The organism is Aureimonas endophytica, from assembly GCF_014642635.1.
Classification (GTDB): domain Bacteria; phylum Pseudomonadota; class Alphaproteobacteria; order Rhizobiales; family Rhizobiaceae; genus Plantimonas; species Plantimonas endophytica.
The window spans coordinates 586,844-603,844 of the sequence record NZ_BMIQ01000003.1; the positions used below are offsets into that span (position 1 = coordinate 586,844).

General features: G+C 66.9%; 16 protein-coding genes and 1 pseudogene. 15 read left to right on the forward strand and 2 right to left on the reverse strand.

The window, feature by feature from the left end:
* Position 1 precedes the first annotated feature (1 nt).
* Positions 2-1,252: a sarcosine oxidase subunit beta family protein gene (locus IEY14_RS12850; protein WP_188909003.1), complete on the reverse strand. Its 1,251-nt coding sequence runs from the start codon at positions 1,250-1,252 to the stop codon at positions 2-4.
* 95 nt (positions 1,253-1,347) lie between these two features.
* Between IEY14_RS12850 and IEY14_RS12855 the strand changes: the two genes are divergently transcribed.
* From IEY14_RS12855 to IEY14_RS12900, 10 genes and pseudogenes are all read left to right on the forward strand, one after another.
* Complete coding sequence (locus IEY14_RS12855) at positions 1,348-2,331, forward strand: GlxA family transcriptional regulator (RefSeq protein ID WP_188909004.1); 984 nt, start codon at positions 1,348-1,350, stop codon at positions 2,329-2,331.
* A 50-nt stretch (positions 2,332-2,381) separates the two neighbouring features.
* On the forward strand, positions 2,382-3,068 hold the full coding sequence (locus IEY14_RS12860; protein ID WP_188909005.1) for a helix-turn-helix domain-containing protein: 687 nt from the start codon (positions 2,382-2,384) through the stop codon (positions 3,066-3,068).
* A 140-nt stretch (positions 3,069-3,208) separates the two neighbouring features.
* Positions 3,209-4,120, forward strand: coding sequence for a class II glutamine amidotransferase (locus IEY14_RS12865; protein ID WP_188909006.1), 912 nt, complete (start codon positions 3,209-3,211; stop codon positions 4,118-4,120).
* A gap of 36 nt (positions 4,121-4,156) precedes the next feature.
* On the forward strand, positions 4,157-4,843 hold the full coding sequence (locus IEY14_RS12870) for a GltB/FmdC/FwdC-like GXGXG domain-containing protein (RefSeq protein WP_188909007.1): 687 nt from the start codon (positions 4,157-4,159) through the stop codon (positions 4,841-4,843).
* Positions 4,844-4,865: 22 nt separating this feature from the next.
* On the forward strand, positions 4,866-6,194 hold the full coding sequence (locus IEY14_RS12875; RefSeq protein WP_188909008.1) for an FMN-binding glutamate synthase family protein: 1,329 nt from the start codon (positions 4,866-4,868) through the stop codon (positions 6,192-6,194).
* 92 nt (positions 6,195-6,286) lie between these two features.
* On the forward strand, positions 6,287-7,594 hold the full coding sequence (gene glnT / locus IEY14_RS12880) for a type III glutamate--ammonia ligase (protein ID WP_188909009.1): 1,308 nt from the start codon (positions 6,287-6,289) through the stop codon (positions 7,592-7,594).
* Positions 7,587-8,489, forward strand: coding sequence for a formyltetrahydrofolate deformylase (purU, locus tag IEY14_RS12885; protein WP_188909011.1), 903 nt, complete (start codon positions 7,587-7,589; stop codon positions 8,487-8,489). The genes glnT and purU overlap by 8 nt, the downstream gene beginning before the upstream one ends.
* 438 nt (positions 8,490-8,927) lie before the next feature.
* On the forward strand, positions 8,928-9,212 hold the full coding sequence (locus IEY14_RS12890; RefSeq protein ID WP_188909013.1) for a hypothetical protein: 285 nt from the start codon (positions 8,928-8,930) through the stop codon (positions 9,210-9,212).
* Positions 9,209-10,921, forward strand: a complete 1,713-nt coding sequence (locus IEY14_RS12895; protein WP_188909015.1) for a methyl-accepting chemotaxis protein — start codon at positions 9,209-9,211, stop codon at positions 10,919-10,921. The genes IEY14_RS12890 and IEY14_RS12895 overlap by 4 nt, the downstream gene beginning before the upstream one ends.
* Positions 10,922-10,991: 70 nt before the next feature.
* Positions 10,992-11,386 (forward strand): annotated as a pseudogene (locus tag IEY14_RS12900) (IS5 family transposase); the annotation flags it as partial.
* A 117-nt stretch (positions 11,387-11,503) separates the two neighbouring features.
* Here the strand turns inward: IEY14_RS12900 and speB (IEY14_RS12905) are convergent.
* Entirely contained in the window at positions 11,504-12,394 is an 891-nt protein-coding gene (gene speB / locus IEY14_RS12905; RefSeq protein WP_244639475.1) for an agmatinase, read from the reverse strand.
* Between the two features lie 267 nt (positions 12,395-12,661).
* Here speB (IEY14_RS12905) and speB (IEY14_RS12910) point away from each other — a divergent pair, with 267 nt between their 5' ends.
* From speB (IEY14_RS12910) to IEY14_RS12930, 5 genes are all read left to right on the forward strand, one after another.
* Positions 12,662-13,696, forward strand: a complete 1,035-nt coding sequence (gene speB, locus IEY14_RS12910) for an agmatinase (protein WP_188909019.1) — start codon at positions 12,662-12,664, stop codon at positions 13,694-13,696.
* Positions 13,697-13,866: 170 nt separating this feature from the next.
* Positions 13,867-14,697: a transporter substrate-binding domain-containing protein gene (locus tag IEY14_RS12915; protein ID WP_188909021.1), complete on the forward strand. Its 831-nt coding sequence runs from the start codon at positions 13,867-13,869 to the stop codon at positions 14,695-14,697.
* Between the two features lie 56 nt (positions 14,698-14,753).
* Positions 14,754-15,398 (forward strand): amino acid ABC transporter permease, encoded by a 645-nt coding sequence (locus IEY14_RS12920; protein ID WP_188909023.1) that lies wholly within the window; start codon positions 14,754-14,756, stop codon positions 15,396-15,398.
* Positions 15,395-16,057, forward strand: a complete 663-nt coding sequence (locus IEY14_RS12925) for an amino acid ABC transporter permease (RefSeq protein WP_188909025.1) — start codon at positions 15,395-15,397, stop codon at positions 16,055-16,057. Before IEY14_RS12920 ends, IEY14_RS12925 begins: the two co-directional genes overlap by 4 nt.
* Positions 16,054-16,863, forward strand: a complete 810-nt coding sequence (locus IEY14_RS12930) for an amino acid ABC transporter ATP-binding protein (protein WP_188909027.1) — start codon at positions 16,054-16,056, stop codon at positions 16,861-16,863. The genes IEY14_RS12925 and IEY14_RS12930 overlap by 4 nt, the downstream gene beginning before the upstream one ends.
* Positions 16,864-17,001 lie beyond the last annotated feature (138 nt).

Genomic DNA, 17,001 nt, shown 5'->3' on the forward strand with positions numbered 1-17,001 from the left:
CTCAATGGAGGTTCGGCTGGGCGCCCTGGCCCTTTTCGTCGATCGTCAGGCCGCGTCGGAACCGGTCGAGGCGGAAGGCGCGCGCCGTCTCGTGCGGCTCGCCGCGCGCGATCAGATGGGCGAAGCAATAGCCGGAGGCGGGCGTCGCCTTGAAGCCGCCGTAGCACCAGCCGGCGTTCAGGAAGAGATTGTCGATCGGGGTGCGGTCGATGATCGGCGAGCCGTCCATGGACATGTCCATCACGCCGCCCCAGCTGCGCAACACGCGCACCCGCGACAGGCCGGGGATCATGGCGACGCCCGCTTCCGCGACATGTTCCACGGTGGCGAGGTTGCCGCGCTGCGCGTAGGAATTGTAGCCGTCGATATCGCCGCCGAAGACGAGCCCGCCCTTGTCGGACTGCGACACGTAGAAATGCCCGGCGCCGAAGGTGACGACGCAATCGATGAAGGGCTTCAGCCCTTCCGTCACGAAGGCCTGGAGGACGTGGCTTTCCAGGGGAAGCACCATGTCCGCCATGGCGGCGGTCGCGGAGGAATGGCCGGCGGTGGCCAGCGCCAGCTTGCCGGCGCCGATGAAGCCGCGCGTCGTCTCGACGCCGGTGACGAGGCCGTTCCGGCGCCGGATGGCGGTGACCTCGCAGTTCTGGATCACGTCGACGCCGAGCGCGTCCGCGCCCCGCGCATAGCCCCAGGCCACGGCGTCGTGGCGCACGGTGCCGCCGCGCGGCTGGAGGAGCCCGCCCTTGATCGGAAAGCGGGCGTCGTCGAAGCCGAGAAAGGGCAGCTTCTCGCGCACCGCCTTGGCGTCGAGCAGCTCGGCATCGACGCCGTGGAGGCGCATGGCATTGCCGCGCCGCGTATAGCTGTCGCGCTGCGCGTCGGAATGGAAGAGATTCAGCACCCCGCGCTGGGACACCATCGCGTTGTAGTTGAAGTCCTGTTCCAGCCCCTCCCAGAGCTTCATCGAGAATTCGTAGAAGGGATTGTTGCCGGGCAGGAGGTAGTTCGAGCGGATGATGGTGGTGTTGCGGCCGATATTGCCCGAGCCGAGCCAGCCCTTCTCCAGAACCGCGACCTTGCGGAGGCCGAAGGTCCTGGCGAGATAGTAGGCCGTGGCGAGACCATGGCCGCCGCCGCCGACGATCACCACGTCATAGGCGGGCTTCGGCGCCGGATCGCGCCAGGCGGCCTGCCAATGGCGGTTGCCGCGAAGACCGTTCTTCAGGATGGAAAGCGCGGAATAGCCCATCGTCGGCCCGTTCGCAGGTTCGAATGACGCCGATCCTGCCTCCCGCCGCGCCGCTTGGCTTGCACGAAAAGGACGATTTCTTGTAGATCCGGGACATGAGCGCGCTCAACGACGTTCCCGAACGGCGCATCGGCTTCCTGCTTCTGCCGGGCTTCGCGCTGATGTCCTTCGCCTCGGCGAGCGAGCCGTTCCGGGCCGCCAACATCCTGGCGAACCGGACGCTGTTCCGCGTCGAGACCTTCGCGGAGGAGTCCGGCCTCGTGGCCTCGTCCGGCGGGGCGGCGGTGCCGGCGGCGGCGCTGCCGGGGCCGGGCGCCAAGCTCGACATGCTCTTCGCCTGCGCCGGCGGCTCGCCCGCCGACTGGCGCCGCCCCGCCGTGCACGCCGCCCTTCGCCAGGCCGCGAGCGAGGGCGTCGCGCTCGGCGGCATTTCCGGCGGCCCCTACCTTCTCGCCGAGGCGGGGCTTCTCGCCAACCGGCGCTTCACCATCCATTGGGAACACGCGCCGGCTCTGCGCGAGGCCTTTCCCCATCTCCATCCCGAACAGGCGCGTTTCGTGATCGACCGCGACCGGTTGACCTGCGGCGGCGGGATCGCGCCGCTCGACATGATGCATGCCCTGATCGCCGCGCGCATGGGGGCCGGCTTCGCCCGGCGCGTGTCGGACTGGTTCCTTCACACCGAGATCGAGCCGGGCAGCAGCCCGCAGCGCGGTTCCGTGCCCGAGCGCTACGGCGTCCACCATCCCGCGCTCGTCGCGATCCTGGAGCGCATGGAGGCGAGCGTCGAAGCGCCCTTGTCGCGCGCGGCCATGGCGCGCCTCGTCGCCCTGTCGCCTCGGCAGGTGGACCGCCTGTTCGCACGCCATATGGGATCGAGCTTTCTCGCCCAATATCGCCGGCTGCGACTGGAACACGGTCGCCGCCTTCTGCGCGAGAGCCCGCTCTCGGTGGCCGAGATCGCCTTCGCCACCGGCTTTTCCAGCGCCGGACATTTCTCCCGCTCCTTTCGCGACCTGTTCGGCCAGCGCCCCGGCGAGGCGAGACGCGCCGTGCCCGGCGACATTCTTCGCAGTTGAGTGATTTTCACCGGGAGGATAATTCCTGCGCGATGAGGCGAGCGCTTGGCATGACCGAAACCGGAACCGCGAAACCGAAACGGGGGGCGCCGGACGGCGACGCGGCCGCGTCGCCGCTCCATCAGGACCCGCACGCGCTGCGCGAGCCGAAGGAGAACAACCTGGAAATGGCGATCGGCGCCGAAGTGCGCGCCCGGCGCAAGGCGCTCGGCATCACCGTCGCCGATCTCGCCTCCGCCACGGGTCTGTCGCTCGGCATGCTGTCGAAGATCGAGAACGGCAACATCTCGCCCTCGCTGACGACGCTGCAAGCCCTGTCGCGGGCGCTCGGACTGCCGATCACCGCCTTCTTCCGCCGCTTCGAGGAGACGCGCAACGCCGTCTTCGTGCCGGCGGGAGAAGGCGTCGAGCTGGAACGGCGCGGCACGCGGGCGGGACACCAGTACAAGCTTCTCGGCCATATCCACGAGACCACGAGCGGCGTGACGGTGGAGCCCTATCTCATCACGTTGACCAAGGATTCCGACACCTTCCCGACCTTCCAGCATGCGGGCCTCGAATTCCTGCACATGCTGGAAGGCGAAGTGGTCTATCGGCACGGCGACCAGCTGTTCCACATGCGGCCGGGCGACAGCCTGTTCTTCGACGCCGACGCCCCGCACGGCCCGGACAGGCTGGTGACGCTGCCGAGCCGCTACCTGTCGATCATCGCCTATCCCGCCGGCGGCGGCGATTGACGCGCGAACGGGCAGAGGCGCCGCCGCATATTTGGGCACCTGCCCATATGTTCTTCAGAAGAAATTTTTATTCCTGCAAGGTTGATCTCGGCGCGAAGCTTGGCCTACGCTCTCATCACAACAGATGAGGGCCGCCGCCGATGTGTGGGATCGTTGGACTGTTTCTGAAGGACAAGACGCTGGAGCCGGAACTCGGCGCGCTCCTGTCCGAAATGCTCGTCACCATGACCGATCGCGGACCGGACTCGGCGGGCATCGCCATCTATGGCGGCGAGACGAACGATCTGGCGAAGATCACGGTGCAGTCGGCCGCCCCCGAGCGCGACTTTCCGGGGCTGGAGGCCAAGCTCGGCGAGGCCTCGGGCGGCGCCGCGACGGTGACGGTGAAGAGCACCCATGCCGTGATCGCCGTCCCCTCGGACAGGCTCGACGCGGTTCGCGCCGCGCTGGCGCGGACGGCGCCGGACGTGCGCGTCATGGGCGTCGGCACCAGCGTCGAGATCTACAAGGAAGTCGGCCTGCCGAAGGATGTCGTCGCCCGCTTCGGCGTGGCGCGGATGAGCGGCACGCATGGCATCGGCCATACCCGCATGGCGACGGAATCGGCCGTCACCACCATGGGCGCGCACCCCTTCTCCACCGGCGCCGACCAGTGCCTGGTCCATAACGGGTCCCTGTCGAACCACAACAACCTTCGCCGCGAGCTGGTGAAGAAGGGCATGCGTTTCGAGACGCAGAACGATTCGGAAGTCGCCGCCGCCTATCTCACCGCCGAGATGGAGACCGGCAAGGATCTGGGCGAGGCGCTGACCGGCGCGCTGGACGATCTCGACGGTTTCTTTACCTTCGTCGTCGGCACGAAGTCCGGCTTCGGGGTCCTGCGCGATCCCATCGCCTGCAAGCCCGCCGTGATGGCCGAGACCGACCGCTACGTCGCCTTCGGGTCGGAATATCGCGCGCTCGTCAACCTGCCGGGCATCGAGACGGCGCGCGTCTGGGAGCCGGAGCCCGCCACCGTCTACTTCTGGGACCACGACAAGGCCGCCGCCTGATCGCACCGCCTTCCTTCTCTTTCCCAGGATCCTGCCATGCCCGTCTTCGATCTCGCCCACACGCCTCTGCGTGAACTGAACCAGGCGCTGCACGCCATTCCGGCCGGCGCCAACGACACCGCGTTCGAAGTGGTCAATCCGCGCGGCGCCCATGCGGTGGCGGTCGGCATCGACAGCCCGGTCGCCGTCCAGGTGAAGGGCTCGGTCGGCTATTACTGCGCCGGCATGAACGACGGCGGCACGGTGACGGTGGAGGGTTCGGCCGGGCCGGGCGTCGCCGAGAACATGATGTCGGGCACGGTCGTCATCGAGGGCGACGCCTCGCAATATGCGGGCGCGACGGGTCGCGGCGGGCTCCTCGTCATCAAGGGCAACGCGGCCTCGCGCTGCGGCATCTCGATGAAGGGCATCGACATCGTCGTCCATGGGTCGATCGGGCACATGTCGGCCTTCATGGCGCAGTCGGGCAATCTCGTGGTGCTGGGCGACGCCGGCGAGGCGCTCGGCGACTCGCTCTACGAGGCCCGTCTCTTCGTGCGCGGCGCGGTGAAGAGCCTCGGCGCCGACTGCATCGAGAAGGCGATGCGGCCCGAACACCTCGACCTTCTCGAAGGCCTTCTCGCCAAGGCCGGGGTGGAGGGCGTCTCGCCCTCGGAGTTCCGGCGCTACGGCTCGGCCCGCACCCTCTACAGCTTCAACATCGACAATGCCGACGCCTATTGAGCCGAAACGAGGAGACGGTCGGATGAGCTATCACAACCCGCCCATGCCGCCGAGGAAGTCGGCGACCTTCGACGACCAGACGCTCGCCGAGATCCGCCGGGCGGCGGCGACCGGCATCTACGACATCCGCGGCGGCGGCACCAAGCGCAAGGTGCCGCATTTCGACGACCTCCTGTTCCTCGGCGCCTCCATCTCGCGCTATCCGCTGGAAGGCTATCGCGAGCGCTGCGACACCTCGGTGACGCTCGGCACGCGCTTCGCGAAGACGCCGATCCACCTGAAGATCCCGATCACCATCGCCGGCATGAGCTTCGGCGCGCTGTCGGGCCCGGCCAAGGAGGCGCTGGGGCGCGGGGCGACGATCGCCGGCACCTCCACCACCACCGGCGACGGCGGCATGACCGACGAGGAGCGCGGCCATAGCCAGACGCTCGTCTACCAGTATCTGCCCTCACGCTACGGCATGAACCCGGCCGACCTGCGCCGCGCCGACGCGATCGAGGTCGTGGTGGGTCAGGGCGCCAAGCCCGGCGGCGGCGGCATGCTGCTCGGCCAGAAGATCAGCCCACGCGTCGCCAAGATGCGCAACCTGCCTGAAGGCATCGACCAGCGCTCGGCCTGCCGCCACCCGGACTGGACCGGCCCGGACGATCTCGAGATCAAGATCCTGGAACTGCGCGAGATCACCGACTGGGAAAAGCCGATCTACATCAAGGTCGGCGGCGCGCGGCCCTATTACGACACCGCGCTGGCGGTGAAGGCGGGCGCCGATGTCGTGGTGCTCGACGGCATGCAGGGCGGCACGGCTGCGACGCAGGACGTCTTCATCGAGAATGTCGGCATGCCGACGCTCGCCTGCATCCGCCCGGCCGTGCAGGCGCTCCAGGATCTCGGCATGCATCGCAAGGTGCAGCTCGTCGTCTCGGGCGGCATCCGCTCGGGCGCCGACGTGGCGAAGGCCCTGGCGCTCGGCGCCGACGCGGTGGCGATCGGCACGGCGGCGCTCGTCGCCATCGGCGACAACGATCCGAAATGGGAGGCCGAATACGAGAAGCTCGGCACCACGGCCGGCGCCTATGACGACTGGCACGAGGGCAAGGACCCCGCCGGCATCACCACGCAGGACCCCGAGCTGATGAAGCGCGTTGATCCGGTCGCCGCCGGTCGCCGCCTCGCCAACTATCTGAAGGTGATGACGCTTGAAGCGCAGACTATCGCGCGCGCCTGCGGCCACAACCACCTGCACAATCTGGAGCCCGAGGACCTGGTCGCCCTGACGATCGAGGCCTCCGCCATGGCGCAGGTGCCTCTGGCCGGCACGGGATGGATTCCCGGCAAGACCGGCTTCTAGCCGCCACCTTTCCTTGTCCGGCCGGCTTCGGGGGAGAGGCGGGCCGGACCCACCGCCAGCTTCCGCGCCACACCGATCCGAGGGGACAAGCCGTGACCGTCGATCTCTCCGCCTATGCCGCCGAGCATGGGATCCGCTACTTCATGATCAGCTATACCGATCTCTTCGGCGGGCAGCGGGCCAAGCTCGTGCCGGCCCAGGCGATCGGCGACATGCAGAAGGACGGGGCGGGCTTCGCCGGCTTCGCGACCTGGCTGGACCTCACCCCGGCCCATCCCGATCTCTTCGCCGTGCCCGACGCCACCTCCGTGATCCGGCTTCCCTGGAAGCGGGACGTGGCCTGGGTCGCCGCCGACTGCGTGATGGAGGACAAGCCCGTCGAGCAGGCGCCGCGCGTCGTCCTGAAGCGGCTCGTGGCGGAGGCGGCGGCCGAGGGGCTCCGGGTCAAGACCGGGGTCGAGCCCGAATTCTTTCTCGTCACGCCCGACGGGGCGCGGATCTCCGACGACTACGACGCGGCCGAGAAGCCCTGCTACGACCAGCAGGCCCTGATGCGCCGCTACGACGTCATCGCCGAGATCTGCGACGCGATGCTGGAGCTCGGCTGGAAGCCCTATCAGAACGACCACGAGGACGCGAACGGCCAGTTCGAGATGAACTGGGAATATGACGATGCCCTCGCCACCGCCGACAAGCATTCCTTCTTCAAGTTCATGGCGAAATCCATCGCCGAGAAGCACGGGCTGCGCGCCACCTTCATGCCCAAGCCCTTCAAGGGGCTGACCGGCAACGGCTGCCATTGCCACATCTCGGTCTGGAACACGGATGGGACGCACAACGCCTTCGCCGACAAGTCGATGCCCTTCGCTCTCTCGGAACAGGGCCGGCACTTCCTCGGCGGCATCATGAGCCATGCCTCGGCGCTCGCCGCGATCACCAACCCGACGGTGAACTCCTATAAGCGCATCAACGCGCCGCGCACGATCTCCGGCGCGACCTGGGCGCCCAACTCGGTCACCTGGACCGGCAACAACCGCACCCACATGGTGCGCGTGCCCGGGCCGGGCCGCTTCGAGCTGCGCCTGCCCGACGGCGCGGTGAACCCCTACCTTCTCCAGGCCATCGTGATCGCCGCCGGCCTCGACGGCATCCGCCGCCGCGCCGACCCCGGCCCGCACCGCGACATCGACATGTATCGCGAGGGCCATACGATCACGGACGCGCCGAGGCTGCCGCTCAACCTTCTCGACGCGCTGCGCGAATACGAGAAGGACGAGGACCTCCGCGCCGCCATGGGCTCGGACTTCTCCAGCGCCTTCCTCACCCTGAAGAAGCGCGAATGGGACACCCATTGCAGCCAGTTCACGGCCTGGGAACACGAAACGACGCTCGATGTCTGACGCCATCTCCCCGTCCCGCTTCGTTCTGATCGTCTCCTGCCGCTCGACGCGCGGCATCGTCGCGGCGATCTCCAGCTATCTGGCGGCCAAGGGCTGCAACATTGTCGACTCGGCGCAGTTCGACGATCTCGACACCGGACGCTTCTTCATGCGCGTCGGCTTCCGCTCGGAAGAGGGCGTCGGCCGGGCCGAGCTGGAAGACGGTTTCGCCGAGGTCGCCGCGCCCTTCGCCATGACCTACGCCTTCCATGACGGCGCGGCCCGAATGAAGACCATGCTGATGGTCTCGCGCTTCGGGCACTGCCTCAACGACATCCTCTACCGCTGGCGCATCGGCGCGCTGCCGATCGACATCGTCAGCGTCGTCTCGAACCATCTCGACTATCAGAAGCTCGTGGTGAACCACGACATTCCCTTCCACCACATTCCCGTGACGAAGGAGAACAAGACGGAGGCCGAGGCGCGCATTCTGGCGCTGGCCGAGACCAGCGGCACCGAACTGATCGTGCTTGCCCGCTACATGCAGGTCCTGTCGGACACGATGTGCCAGAGGATGTCGGGGCGCATCATCAACATCCACCATTCCTTCCTGCCGAGCTTCAAGGGGGCGAACCCCTACAAGCAGGCCTATGCGCGCGGCGTGAAGCTGATCGGGGCGACGGCCCATTACGTCACCGCCGATCTCGACGAGGGTCCGATCATCGAGCAGGACGTCGCCCGCATCACGCATGCCCAGTCGGCGGCGGACTATGTCTCGATCGGCCGGGATGTCGAAGCGCAGGTCCTGTCGCGCGCGATCCACGCGCATATCCACCACCGCGTCTTCCTGAACGGCGACCGCACCGTGGTCTTCCCCGCCTCGCCGGGCGGCTACGCCTCCGAACGCATGGGCTGAACACTCGGCTCGTCCGAGGAGAATGAGCAGGATCGCCGGCAAAGCGGCCCGAAGCCTCTTGATGTGCCATAACTTGGCATACCAACATACGGGCATAGTCTGACATGCAGGCCGATGCCGCTCGTGATCCGCACGACCTTGCTGCCAATCGAGACGACCCTGGTGGAAGTTGGGAAAGCGGCGACATCCCCTTCGAAGCTCTTAGCGACCCATCACCGCCAGTCCCACTGCCGACGTTGCGGGCCGACGTCGCAACGCGAAAAAGCATTGCTAGATGGAGCGAAGTCGGGAGGCGGACAGGCCCCCGAAACGTCAGATCACTTGCTATGCAATACGGATGATTAAACGTTTTATGAGACGACATGACATGAAGCAATTAAAAGTTGCATGTCAGTATCAGCTTTGATGCGCTCTCGATCCTATTCGTCGGTTCTGATCTTGATCATCAATCTTGCGATCAGCGGAGCGGTCTCGCTGGGCATCGCGGTCGTGCCTCACAGCCTTCGGATCGCCGTGGTGGTGGCTCCGTGGAGCCCACCTCGACACGTTCTCGATGTGATCGCCGATGCCGGCGGGAAAGTCGTCAGAAGCAGTCAGGTGCCGTGGGTCGCTCTTTCTGAGGGCATGTCACCCGGCTATGTTCAGCGACTGTTTTCGGCCGGCGCGGTCCTTGTTTTCGACGGAAGCTTATTTTCAGCCTACCGAAGGGAAGCCCTTCCATGAGTATGATCGAAACCATGCGTCTGCGCGCTGGGTTCATCACCACCGTCTTGCTTTGGATCAACTTTACTCTGATCCTTCTTCGACTCACGGGAGGGTCAACGGGAGATCCGCTGCTGCTCGTGGGTGGCGGGTTCGCTCTGGCGCTAGTCGGAACCGTAACATGGAAGCTCGACCCTATCGGGCCGACGACGCGAACCATGTCGGGAGTGGTGCAGGCGGCATTGGTCGCACTGCTTCTTTATTCATTCACCGGCTCGCCGCTCCAGTCCGACATCCACCTCTATTTCTTTGCTATCCTCGCGATCTGCACCGCTTGGATCGACTGGCGACCGATCGTGACCTTCACGCTTTTCACCGCGGTCCATCACCTGTTCCTAAGCCTCGTTCTGCCGGCGATGGTGTTTCCGGGAGAGGTCAATCTCGCGCGCGTCCCCATCCATGCCGCCATTCTTCTTCTGGAGGCCGGCGTTCTGATGCTGATCGTCCATGCGCTGCGGAAGGCCTTCCAAGAGACATACAGCGCTATGGAGAGTTCCTCCGCGGCCCAGCGGCAGGCTGCCGAACTCCATGCCGAGGCCGAGAAGGCACGCAACGTCAGCGACGCGCTTCGCTTGAAGCATGATGAGGCGACCGAGGCTCGGCTCACCGCACTGCAAGCCTTCATTGCCGAGATCGAGTTCGGCTTCGCGCAGCTTTCGGAGGGCAATCTGACGGTTCGCCTGAAACAGCCCTGCTCGCCGGAATACGAGCGTATTCAAGTCCTCTTCAATGAGAGTGTCGGTGAGCTGGAGCAGGCATTCGGCGCCGTGGCGCGCACCGTCCGTGCCATTCGTGCCGGATTGAGCGAAATCACGACCGCCTCGAACGATCTCGCGCAACGCACCGAGAAGCAGGCGGCGACCCTGGAAGAAACCGTCGCCGCCCTCGGCCAAGTCAACGCGGCGATCAACGCGACCGCCAGCAGCGTCGGACAGGCGCAAACCTCCGCATCGACGGCCCAGATCAATGCGCAGAAAGGCGGTGAGGTTGTCGGCCACGCCATAGCAGCGATGGCGGAGATCGAGAGGTCCTCCACCCAGATCGCCAAGATCATCGGCGTCATCGACGAGATCGCTTTTCAGACGAACCTTCTTGCCTTGAATGCGGGGGTGGAGGCCGCCAGAGCCGGCGAGGCAGGCAAGGGCTTTGCGGTCGTGGCCCACGAGGTACGGGGATTGGCCCAACGCTCGGCGGAAGCTGCCAAGGAAATCAAGATCCTGATCGCGACATCGAGTGCTCAAGTCGATCGCGGAGTCGGTTTGGTCTCTTCGTCGGGCGGTTCGCTCGAAGAGATCGTCGGGCAGGTGAAGGCCATGGCGGAAGTCGTGTCGGTCATCGCGGACAGTGCGCGCGAGCAGGCCGGGAGCCTCGGCGAAGTCTGCGCGGCGGCGGATCAGATGGACAGAGTGACCCAGCAGAATGCGGCGATGGTCGAAGAAACGACGGCAGCCGCGCAGAACCTCACCTTCGAGACGGATCGGTTGGGGGCCATGATCGAGCGTTTCAAGATCGATGGGGGCACTCCACCAAAATCGTCATCCGTGGACTTCGCTGCGAAAGGGCTCAATCCGGTCTCGATCCCAAACGCCGTTCCCCAATTGCGCAGCCGAGGGTTGGGCGGCGCGGCCCTATCCCAGGCCGCCGACCACGACGACTGGGAGGCATTCTGACGATCGTCATGGGCTTGCGGATCAGTGTGATCGATTCGGCTCGGGACCTGTTGATCTGGTTTGAGGCGCGATTCACTTCGGCATTGAAGGGAGTTTCCCGGCGCATGGGGTTCCCCGGATGGACGACCGTCGCGTGGTGGGCGGCATCGTCTACCTGATCCGCAACGGCTTGCAGTGGAAGGATGCGCCCGTGGACTACGGGCCGCGCAAGACGCTCTACAACCGCTTCATCCGCCGGTCTCGGCTGGGTGTCTTCAACCGCATCTTCGCCGCGCTCGTGGGCGAAGGGCCGAGGCCCGAGCGCCTCATGATCGATGCCACGCACCTGAAGGCCCACCGCACGGCGGCGAGCCTTCTCAAAGGGGGGATGTTCCCCGACGTATCGGACGCACCAAAGGCGGCCTGAACTCCAAGCTGCACGCCGTCTGCGACGGGCAAGGGCGCCCTCTCGTCATGACGCTCACCGAGGACCGGCGCGACTTCGGCTGCGCCCTTCCCCCTCCAGGCCCTCCGTGACGGTCCGCCTCCCGTCACCCGCAGGGGCCGGGTCGACGGCCGGATCGCCGTCGCCCGGATCCAAGGTCAGGAGGGCTCGACGTCCGCCCTCTCCCGCGCCGTCATGGCGCAGAGGATCTCGAAAAGCATCGTCGCCCCCGTCAGGGCGGTGAGGCCCGTCGGGTCGAGCGGCGGCGACACTTCCACGAGATCGGCGCCGGCGATATCGAGGCCGCCGAGCAGGCGGACGAGCATCTGCGCCTCGCGCGTCGTGAAGCCGCCAATCTCGGGCGTTCCCGTTCCCGGCGCCATCGAGGGGTCGATGCCGTCGATGTCGAAGGAAACGTAGGTCGGGCGGTCGCCGACGATGGCGCGCGCTTCCGCCATAACGTCGGCCGGTCCCCTGGCGACGAACTCCTCCATGAAGACGATGCGGATGCCGACCGCCCGCGCCCAGTCGTAGTTCGCGGCATCCGACACCGCGCCCCGAATGCCGATCTGGATCATCCGCGCCGGGTCGAGGAGCCCTTCCTCGACCGCCCGCCGGAACGGGGTGCCGTGGTTGTAGCGATTGCCGAAGAAGGAATCGTAGGTGTCGGAATGGGCGTCGAAATGGATGAGCCCGAGCGGCGCCGCGGGTCGCAGACCGCGCAGGATCGGCAGCGTGACGAGGTGGTCGCCCCCTACCGTCAGCGGACGAGCGCCGCCTGCGCAGATTTGGCGAAAGAAGGTCTCGATCAGCGTCAGGCTTTCTGTGGCGTCCAGCGGATTCACCGGCGCGTCGCCGCAATCCGCGACGCGAAGGGCATCGAAGGGCGACAGCCCGGTCACGTGATGGACGCGGCGCACGAGACTGGACTGGTTGCGGATCTCGCGCGGACCGTGGCGCGCGCCGGTCCGGTTCGTGGTCCCTCCGTCGAACGGAACGCCGACGAGGGCGATGTCGACCTCGTGCGGCTCGGCCAAGGGCAACCGCATGAAGGTCGCGGGTCCGGCGAAGCGCGGAACGGCGCCCGAATCGAGCGGCTGGAACCGATGCGGCGGCGTCCTGGTCAAATTCCGCTCCTCATGCACGATGCTCTTCGGCCTCGGCCGGCCAAGGCGCATGCTGCACGGTTGCGCCGTCAGGTCCACCCCGTCCCGCCGGATCGTGGCGCATGGCGCTCTTGCCGCGTCGATCCTATGCTGGCGGCGGTTCGGCCGGGGCGGTCGATTCGGCGGATCGTCGGGCTGGAGAAACGCGAAATGGATGACCGCAAGCTCGACGCTCTGCGCAAGCGCTATCTCGGGGCCACCGGCGGAGACATCGACGATCCGGACTTCGCCAAGGCCGCCCGCCAGCAGTTCTCCGAAAGCGATCGCCGCAAATGGCCCTTCGCCGATCCGGCCACCTTTCTCGACGCGCCCTTCCGTGCCGATGCGGTCGAAACGAATTTCGAGGGGCTGGACGTCGCGCTGATCGGCGTGCCCATGGATCTCGGCGTCACCAACCGGGCCGGCGCGCGGCTCGGCCCGAGGGCGGTGCGCAGCGTCGAGCGCGTCGGCCCCTACGAGCATGTCCTGCGCATGACGCCGATGGCGGATCGCCGCGTCGCCGATGTCGGCGACGTGCCCTTCCGCTCGCGCTTCAGCCTCGAATCCTGCCACGAGGACATCGAGGACTTCTTCGGCCGCGTCGTCGCGGCGGGCGTCGTGCCGCTGGCCGTCGGCGGCGACCATTCGATCAGCCGCGCCATCCTGGCGGCGGTCGGGCGCGAGCGCCCGGTCGGCATGGTGCATATCGACGCTCATTGCGACACCGGCGGCGTCTACGAGGGCTCGAAGTTCCACCACGGCGGACCGTTCCGGCAGGCGGTGCTGGAAGGCACGCTCGACCCCGAGCGCACCATCCAGATCGGCATCCGCGGCGGCGCCGAATATCTCTGGGAATTCTCCTATGTCTCCGGTATGACCGTGATCCACGGTGACGAAGTGCCGAAGCTCGGCATCGCGGAGATCGTCGACCGGGCGCGGGCGGTCGTCGGCGACGGTCCGACCTACGTTTCCTTCGATATCGACAGTCTCGATCCCGGCTTCGCGCCCGGCACCGGCACGCCCGAGGTCGGTGGCCTGATGCCGCGCGAGGTGCTGGAGATCCTGCGCGGCCTGCAAGGCATTCGCTTTGTCGGCGGCGACGTGGTGGAAGTCGCGCCGCAATACGATGCCAGTTCCAACACCGCCCAATGCGGCGCGCAGATGCTGTTCGAACTTCTGTGCCTCGCGGCGAGCGCACCGCGATAGAGACCGGCTCCCGGCGACCGATGGCCTCTGCCGCCGGCTGCCTGATTTATGCGCATGTCGCGCTCTGCCTTGCGAATTGACATTCGGCGTGTCGGAGGCTGTTATGTCTAGGCATAGCGTCGGCGAACGCGCCGTTCTTCGACCCACCCTTCGTCCAGCGGGAGACCGGCATGAACAAGCGCATCCTCCTTCAAGCCGCTCTCGGGCTGGCCATGGCGCTGTCGGCGCCGGCGATGGCGCATGCGGAGGACGCGCTGGCCCGCGTCAAGGCCGCCGGCGTCCTGAAGGTCGGGACCGAGACCGCCTTCGCGCCCTTCGACTTCATCGACGAGGCGGGCGACCACGCGGGTCTCAACGTCGATGCCTTCGCGGAGATCGGCAAGGAGCTCGGCGTCAAGATCGAATGGGTCGAGCTGCCCTGGGACGGCGTGTTCCCGGCGCTGGAAGCCGGCCAGTTCGACATGGTCGCGGGGCCGGCCACCATCACCAAGGCCCGCACGGAACGCTACCGCTTCCTGTCGCCGATCGCCGAGGCGACGGTGGCGATCCTGAAGGGCGCCAAGGACGACACGATCACCAAGCCGGAGGACATCGCCGGCAAGACGGTCGGCGCCGGCAAGGCGACGGCGCAGCTCGCGCAGTTGCAGGCCTTCGGCAAGACGCTGTCCAAGCCGGTCGAGACGCGCGAATATCCGGCCTTCAACGAAGCCTATGCCGATCTTGCCGCCGGCCGCATCGTGGCCGTCGCCAATTCCCTGCCCAATATCGCCTATGTCGCGTCCAAGCAGCCGGACACCTTCGCCGTGGTGACGCCGCCCTTCGGCCAGAAGAGCTATTTCGGCTTCATCGGCACGAAGAAGCCGGACGATCAGGCGCTGCTCGACGCAGTGCAGGCCGCGCTGGTCAAGATCAAGGGCGACGGCCGGATGAAGGCCATGCAGGAGAAGTGGTTCGGCACGTCCTTCGACACGCCCGACGTCGCGCCCGAACCGGCCTTCTAAGAAGCCGGTCTTCGTCGCGGCCGCGACGCCGCCCGGCGGAAACGCGGGATAGCCCCATGTCCATGCGACTGTTCGAACTGATGCTGACGGCAGCGGGCTACACCGTCGTCCTCAGCTTCGCGTCGATCGCGATCGGCCTCGTGATCGGCATCGCCGTCTGCGCGGCGAAGCTTTCGCCCCGCCCCGTCTTGCGCTGGCCCGCCGCGACCTTCGTCAGCTTCTTCCGAGGCGTGCCGCTCCTCGTGCAGCTTCTTCTGATCTACAACCTCCTGCCGACGCTGGGCATCGGCGTGCCGAGCGTCGTCGCGGCCCTGATCGGGCTGTCGCTCTGCACCGCCGCCTATCAGGCCGAGAACCTGCGCGGCGGCTTCATGAGCGTGCCGCGCGGCCTCATCGAGGCGGCGGACATGGCGGGGCTCACGCCCTGGCAGCAGTTCCGCCGCATCCGCGCGCCGATCGCGCTGCGCCTCACAGTTCCCGCCCTCGTCAACGAGGCGATCCTGATCCTCAAGGCGTCCTCGCTGATTTCGGTGGTCGGCGTCATCGAACTGACGCGCATGGCGCAGAATCTGTCCGCCTCGACCTACCGGCCGCTGCTCTTCTATTCCGTCGCGGGCGGCATCTATCTCGCGATCAACTGGCTGGTCGCGGGCGGCGGCGCCTTCGCCGAGCGGATGATGCGCCGGGGGCGGCTCGCATGAGCTTCGACCCTTCCGTCATTCTTTCCGCGCTGCCGGCTCTTGTGTCCGGCTTGAAGGTGACGCTCTCCATCTGGCTCGCGTCCATGGCGGGGGGCGCCCTTCTCGGCTTCCTCGTCGCGGCGCTGCGCCATTTCGGCCCCACACCCCTCGGCCTCGTCCTGCGGCTTTGCGTGGAGATTTTGCGCGGCACGCCGTTTCTCGTGCAGATCTTCCTTCTCTATTTCGGCGGTCCCTATGTCGGGCTGAAGCTCGACCCGGTTCCGGCGGGCCTTCTCGGCCTCACCGTCTATGCCGCCGCCTATTTCTCCGAGATCTTCCGCGCCGGGTTCAAGGCCGTGCCGAAGGGCCATGTGGAAGCGGCCGAATGCTTCGGCTTCACGCGCGTCCAGACCCTACGGCGCATCATCGTGCCCGAGATGACCATGCTGGTCCTGCCGCAATGCGTGAACATGGCGATCATCCTTCTGAAGGAGACCGCCGTCCTGTCGATCATCGCCGTGCCCGAGATGACCGCCGTGATCAGCGCCCTCGGTTCCCAGCAATATGCCTTCGTCGAGGCGATGTTCCTGCTCGCGCTCGTCTACTGGCTGCTGGTGGAAGCCTGCGGCTGGGCGGGCGGGGCGGCCGAGCGCCGGCTTTCCAAGTTCAGGTTCGCATGACGTCCTCCACCGAGCCCGCCGTTTCCATTCGCGGCCTGTCGAAGAGCTACGGCAAAACCGAGGTGCTGCACGGCATCGACCTCGAGATCGCGCGCGGCGCCACCACCTGCCTCATCGGTCCATCGGGCTCGGGAAAATCGACCCTTCTGCGCTGCATCGCCTTCCTGGAGGAAGCGACCGGGGGCACGATCCATGTCAACGGCCGGCCGCTCGGCTTCGAGGAGCGGCCGGACGGCAAGCGCGTGCGCCTCGGCCCCCAGCGCATCCGCGAGGTGCGCTCGGGCATCGGCATGGTGTTCCAGCAGTTCAACCTCTGGCCGCACATGACGGCGCTCGGCAACGTCACCGAGGCGCTCGTCACCGTGCGGCGCCTGTCGCGCAAGAATGCCGAGGAACGCGGCATGGCCCAGCTCCGCCATGTGGGGCTCGAAGCGCGGGCCCATCATTACCCGTCGGAGCTGTCCGGCGGCCAGCAGCAGCGCGTCGCGATCGCGCGGGCGCTTGCGCTGGAGCCGAAGATCCTGCTCTTCGACGAGCCGACGGCCTCGCTCGATCCCGAACTCACGGGCGAGGTGCTGAACGTCATGCGCAAGCTCGGCGAGGAAGGAATGACGATGGTGGTCGTCACCCACGAGATCGGCTTCGCCGCGACGGTCGGTCAGCGCATCGCCTTCCTCGACCACGGCCGCATCCTCCTGAACGGCACGCCGGGAGAGGTCTTCTCGGACCCGCGCCATCCGCGCCTGACGCAGTTCCTCGAAACCTATCTCGATCGCGGCGCGGCCATGCTGCTGAAGCCCGCGTGAGACCGACGGGCGGCCAGCGGCGATGACATCCGCACCGATCGCGGGCGGGACGCTGTTTTGAGAGCTGGACCCCGGCGCCGACCGCACGTCCTTCCGTGCGACCGCCGCGCGGACGAGGCGAGATGAATCAAGGATCGG

What these genes read in the sequence shown, in the direction of transcription:
- IEY14_RS12850 (WP_188909003.1), bottom strand. Translation starts at nt 1,252, where the DNA reads ATGGGCTATTCCGCGCTTTCCATCCTGAAGAACGGTCTTCGCGGCAAC.
- speB (WP_244639475.1), bottom strand. Translation starts at nt 12,394, where the DNA reads ATGCGGTTGCCCTTGGCCGAGCCGCACGAGGTCGACATCGCCCTCGTC.
- speB (WP_188909019.1), top strand. Translation starts at nt 12,662, where the DNA reads ATGGATGACCGCAAGCTCGACGCTCTGCGCAAGCGCTATCTCGGGGCC.
- IEY14_RS12865 (WP_188909006.1), top strand. Translation starts at nt 3,209, where the DNA reads ATGTGTGGGATCGTTGGACTGTTTCTGAAGGACAAGACGCTGGAGCCG.
- IEY14_RS12925 (WP_188909025.1), top strand. Translation starts at nt 15,395, where the DNA reads ATGAGCTTCGACCCTTCCGTCATTCTTTCCGCGCTGCCGGCTCTTGTG.
- IEY14_RS12860 (WP_188909005.1), top strand. Translation starts at nt 2,382, where the DNA reads ATGACCGAAACCGGAACCGCGAAACCGAAACGGGGGGCGCCGGACGGC.
- IEY14_RS12870 (WP_188909007.1), top strand. Translation starts at nt 4,157, where the DNA reads ATGCCCGTCTTCGATCTCGCCCACACGCCTCTGCGTGAACTGAACCAG.
- IEY14_RS12895 (WP_188909015.1), top strand. Translation starts at nt 9,209, where the DNA reads ATGAGTATGATCGAAACCATGCGTCTGCGCGCTGGGTTCATCACCACC.
- IEY14_RS12855 (WP_188909004.1), top strand. Translation starts at nt 1,348, where the DNA reads ATGAGCGCGCTCAACGACGTTCCCGAACGGCGCATCGGCTTCCTGCTT.
- IEY14_RS12930 (WP_188909027.1), top strand. Translation starts at nt 16,054, where the DNA reads ATGACGTCCTCCACCGAGCCCGCCGTTTCCATTCGCGGCCTGTCGAAG.
- IEY14_RS12875 (WP_188909008.1), top strand. Translation starts at nt 4,866, where the DNA reads ATGAGCTATCACAACCCGCCCATGCCGCCGAGGAAGTCGGCGACCTTC.
- IEY14_RS12915 (WP_188909021.1), top strand. Translation starts at nt 13,867, where the DNA reads ATGAACAAGCGCATCCTCCTTCAAGCCGCTCTCGGGCTGGCCATGGCG.
- IEY14_RS12920 (WP_188909023.1), top strand. Translation starts at nt 14,754, where the DNA reads ATGTCCATGCGACTGTTCGAACTGATGCTGACGGCAGCGGGCTACACC.
- purU (WP_188909011.1), top strand. Translation starts at nt 7,587, where the DNA reads ATGTCTGACGCCATCTCCCCGTCCCGCTTCGTTCTGATCGTCTCCTGC.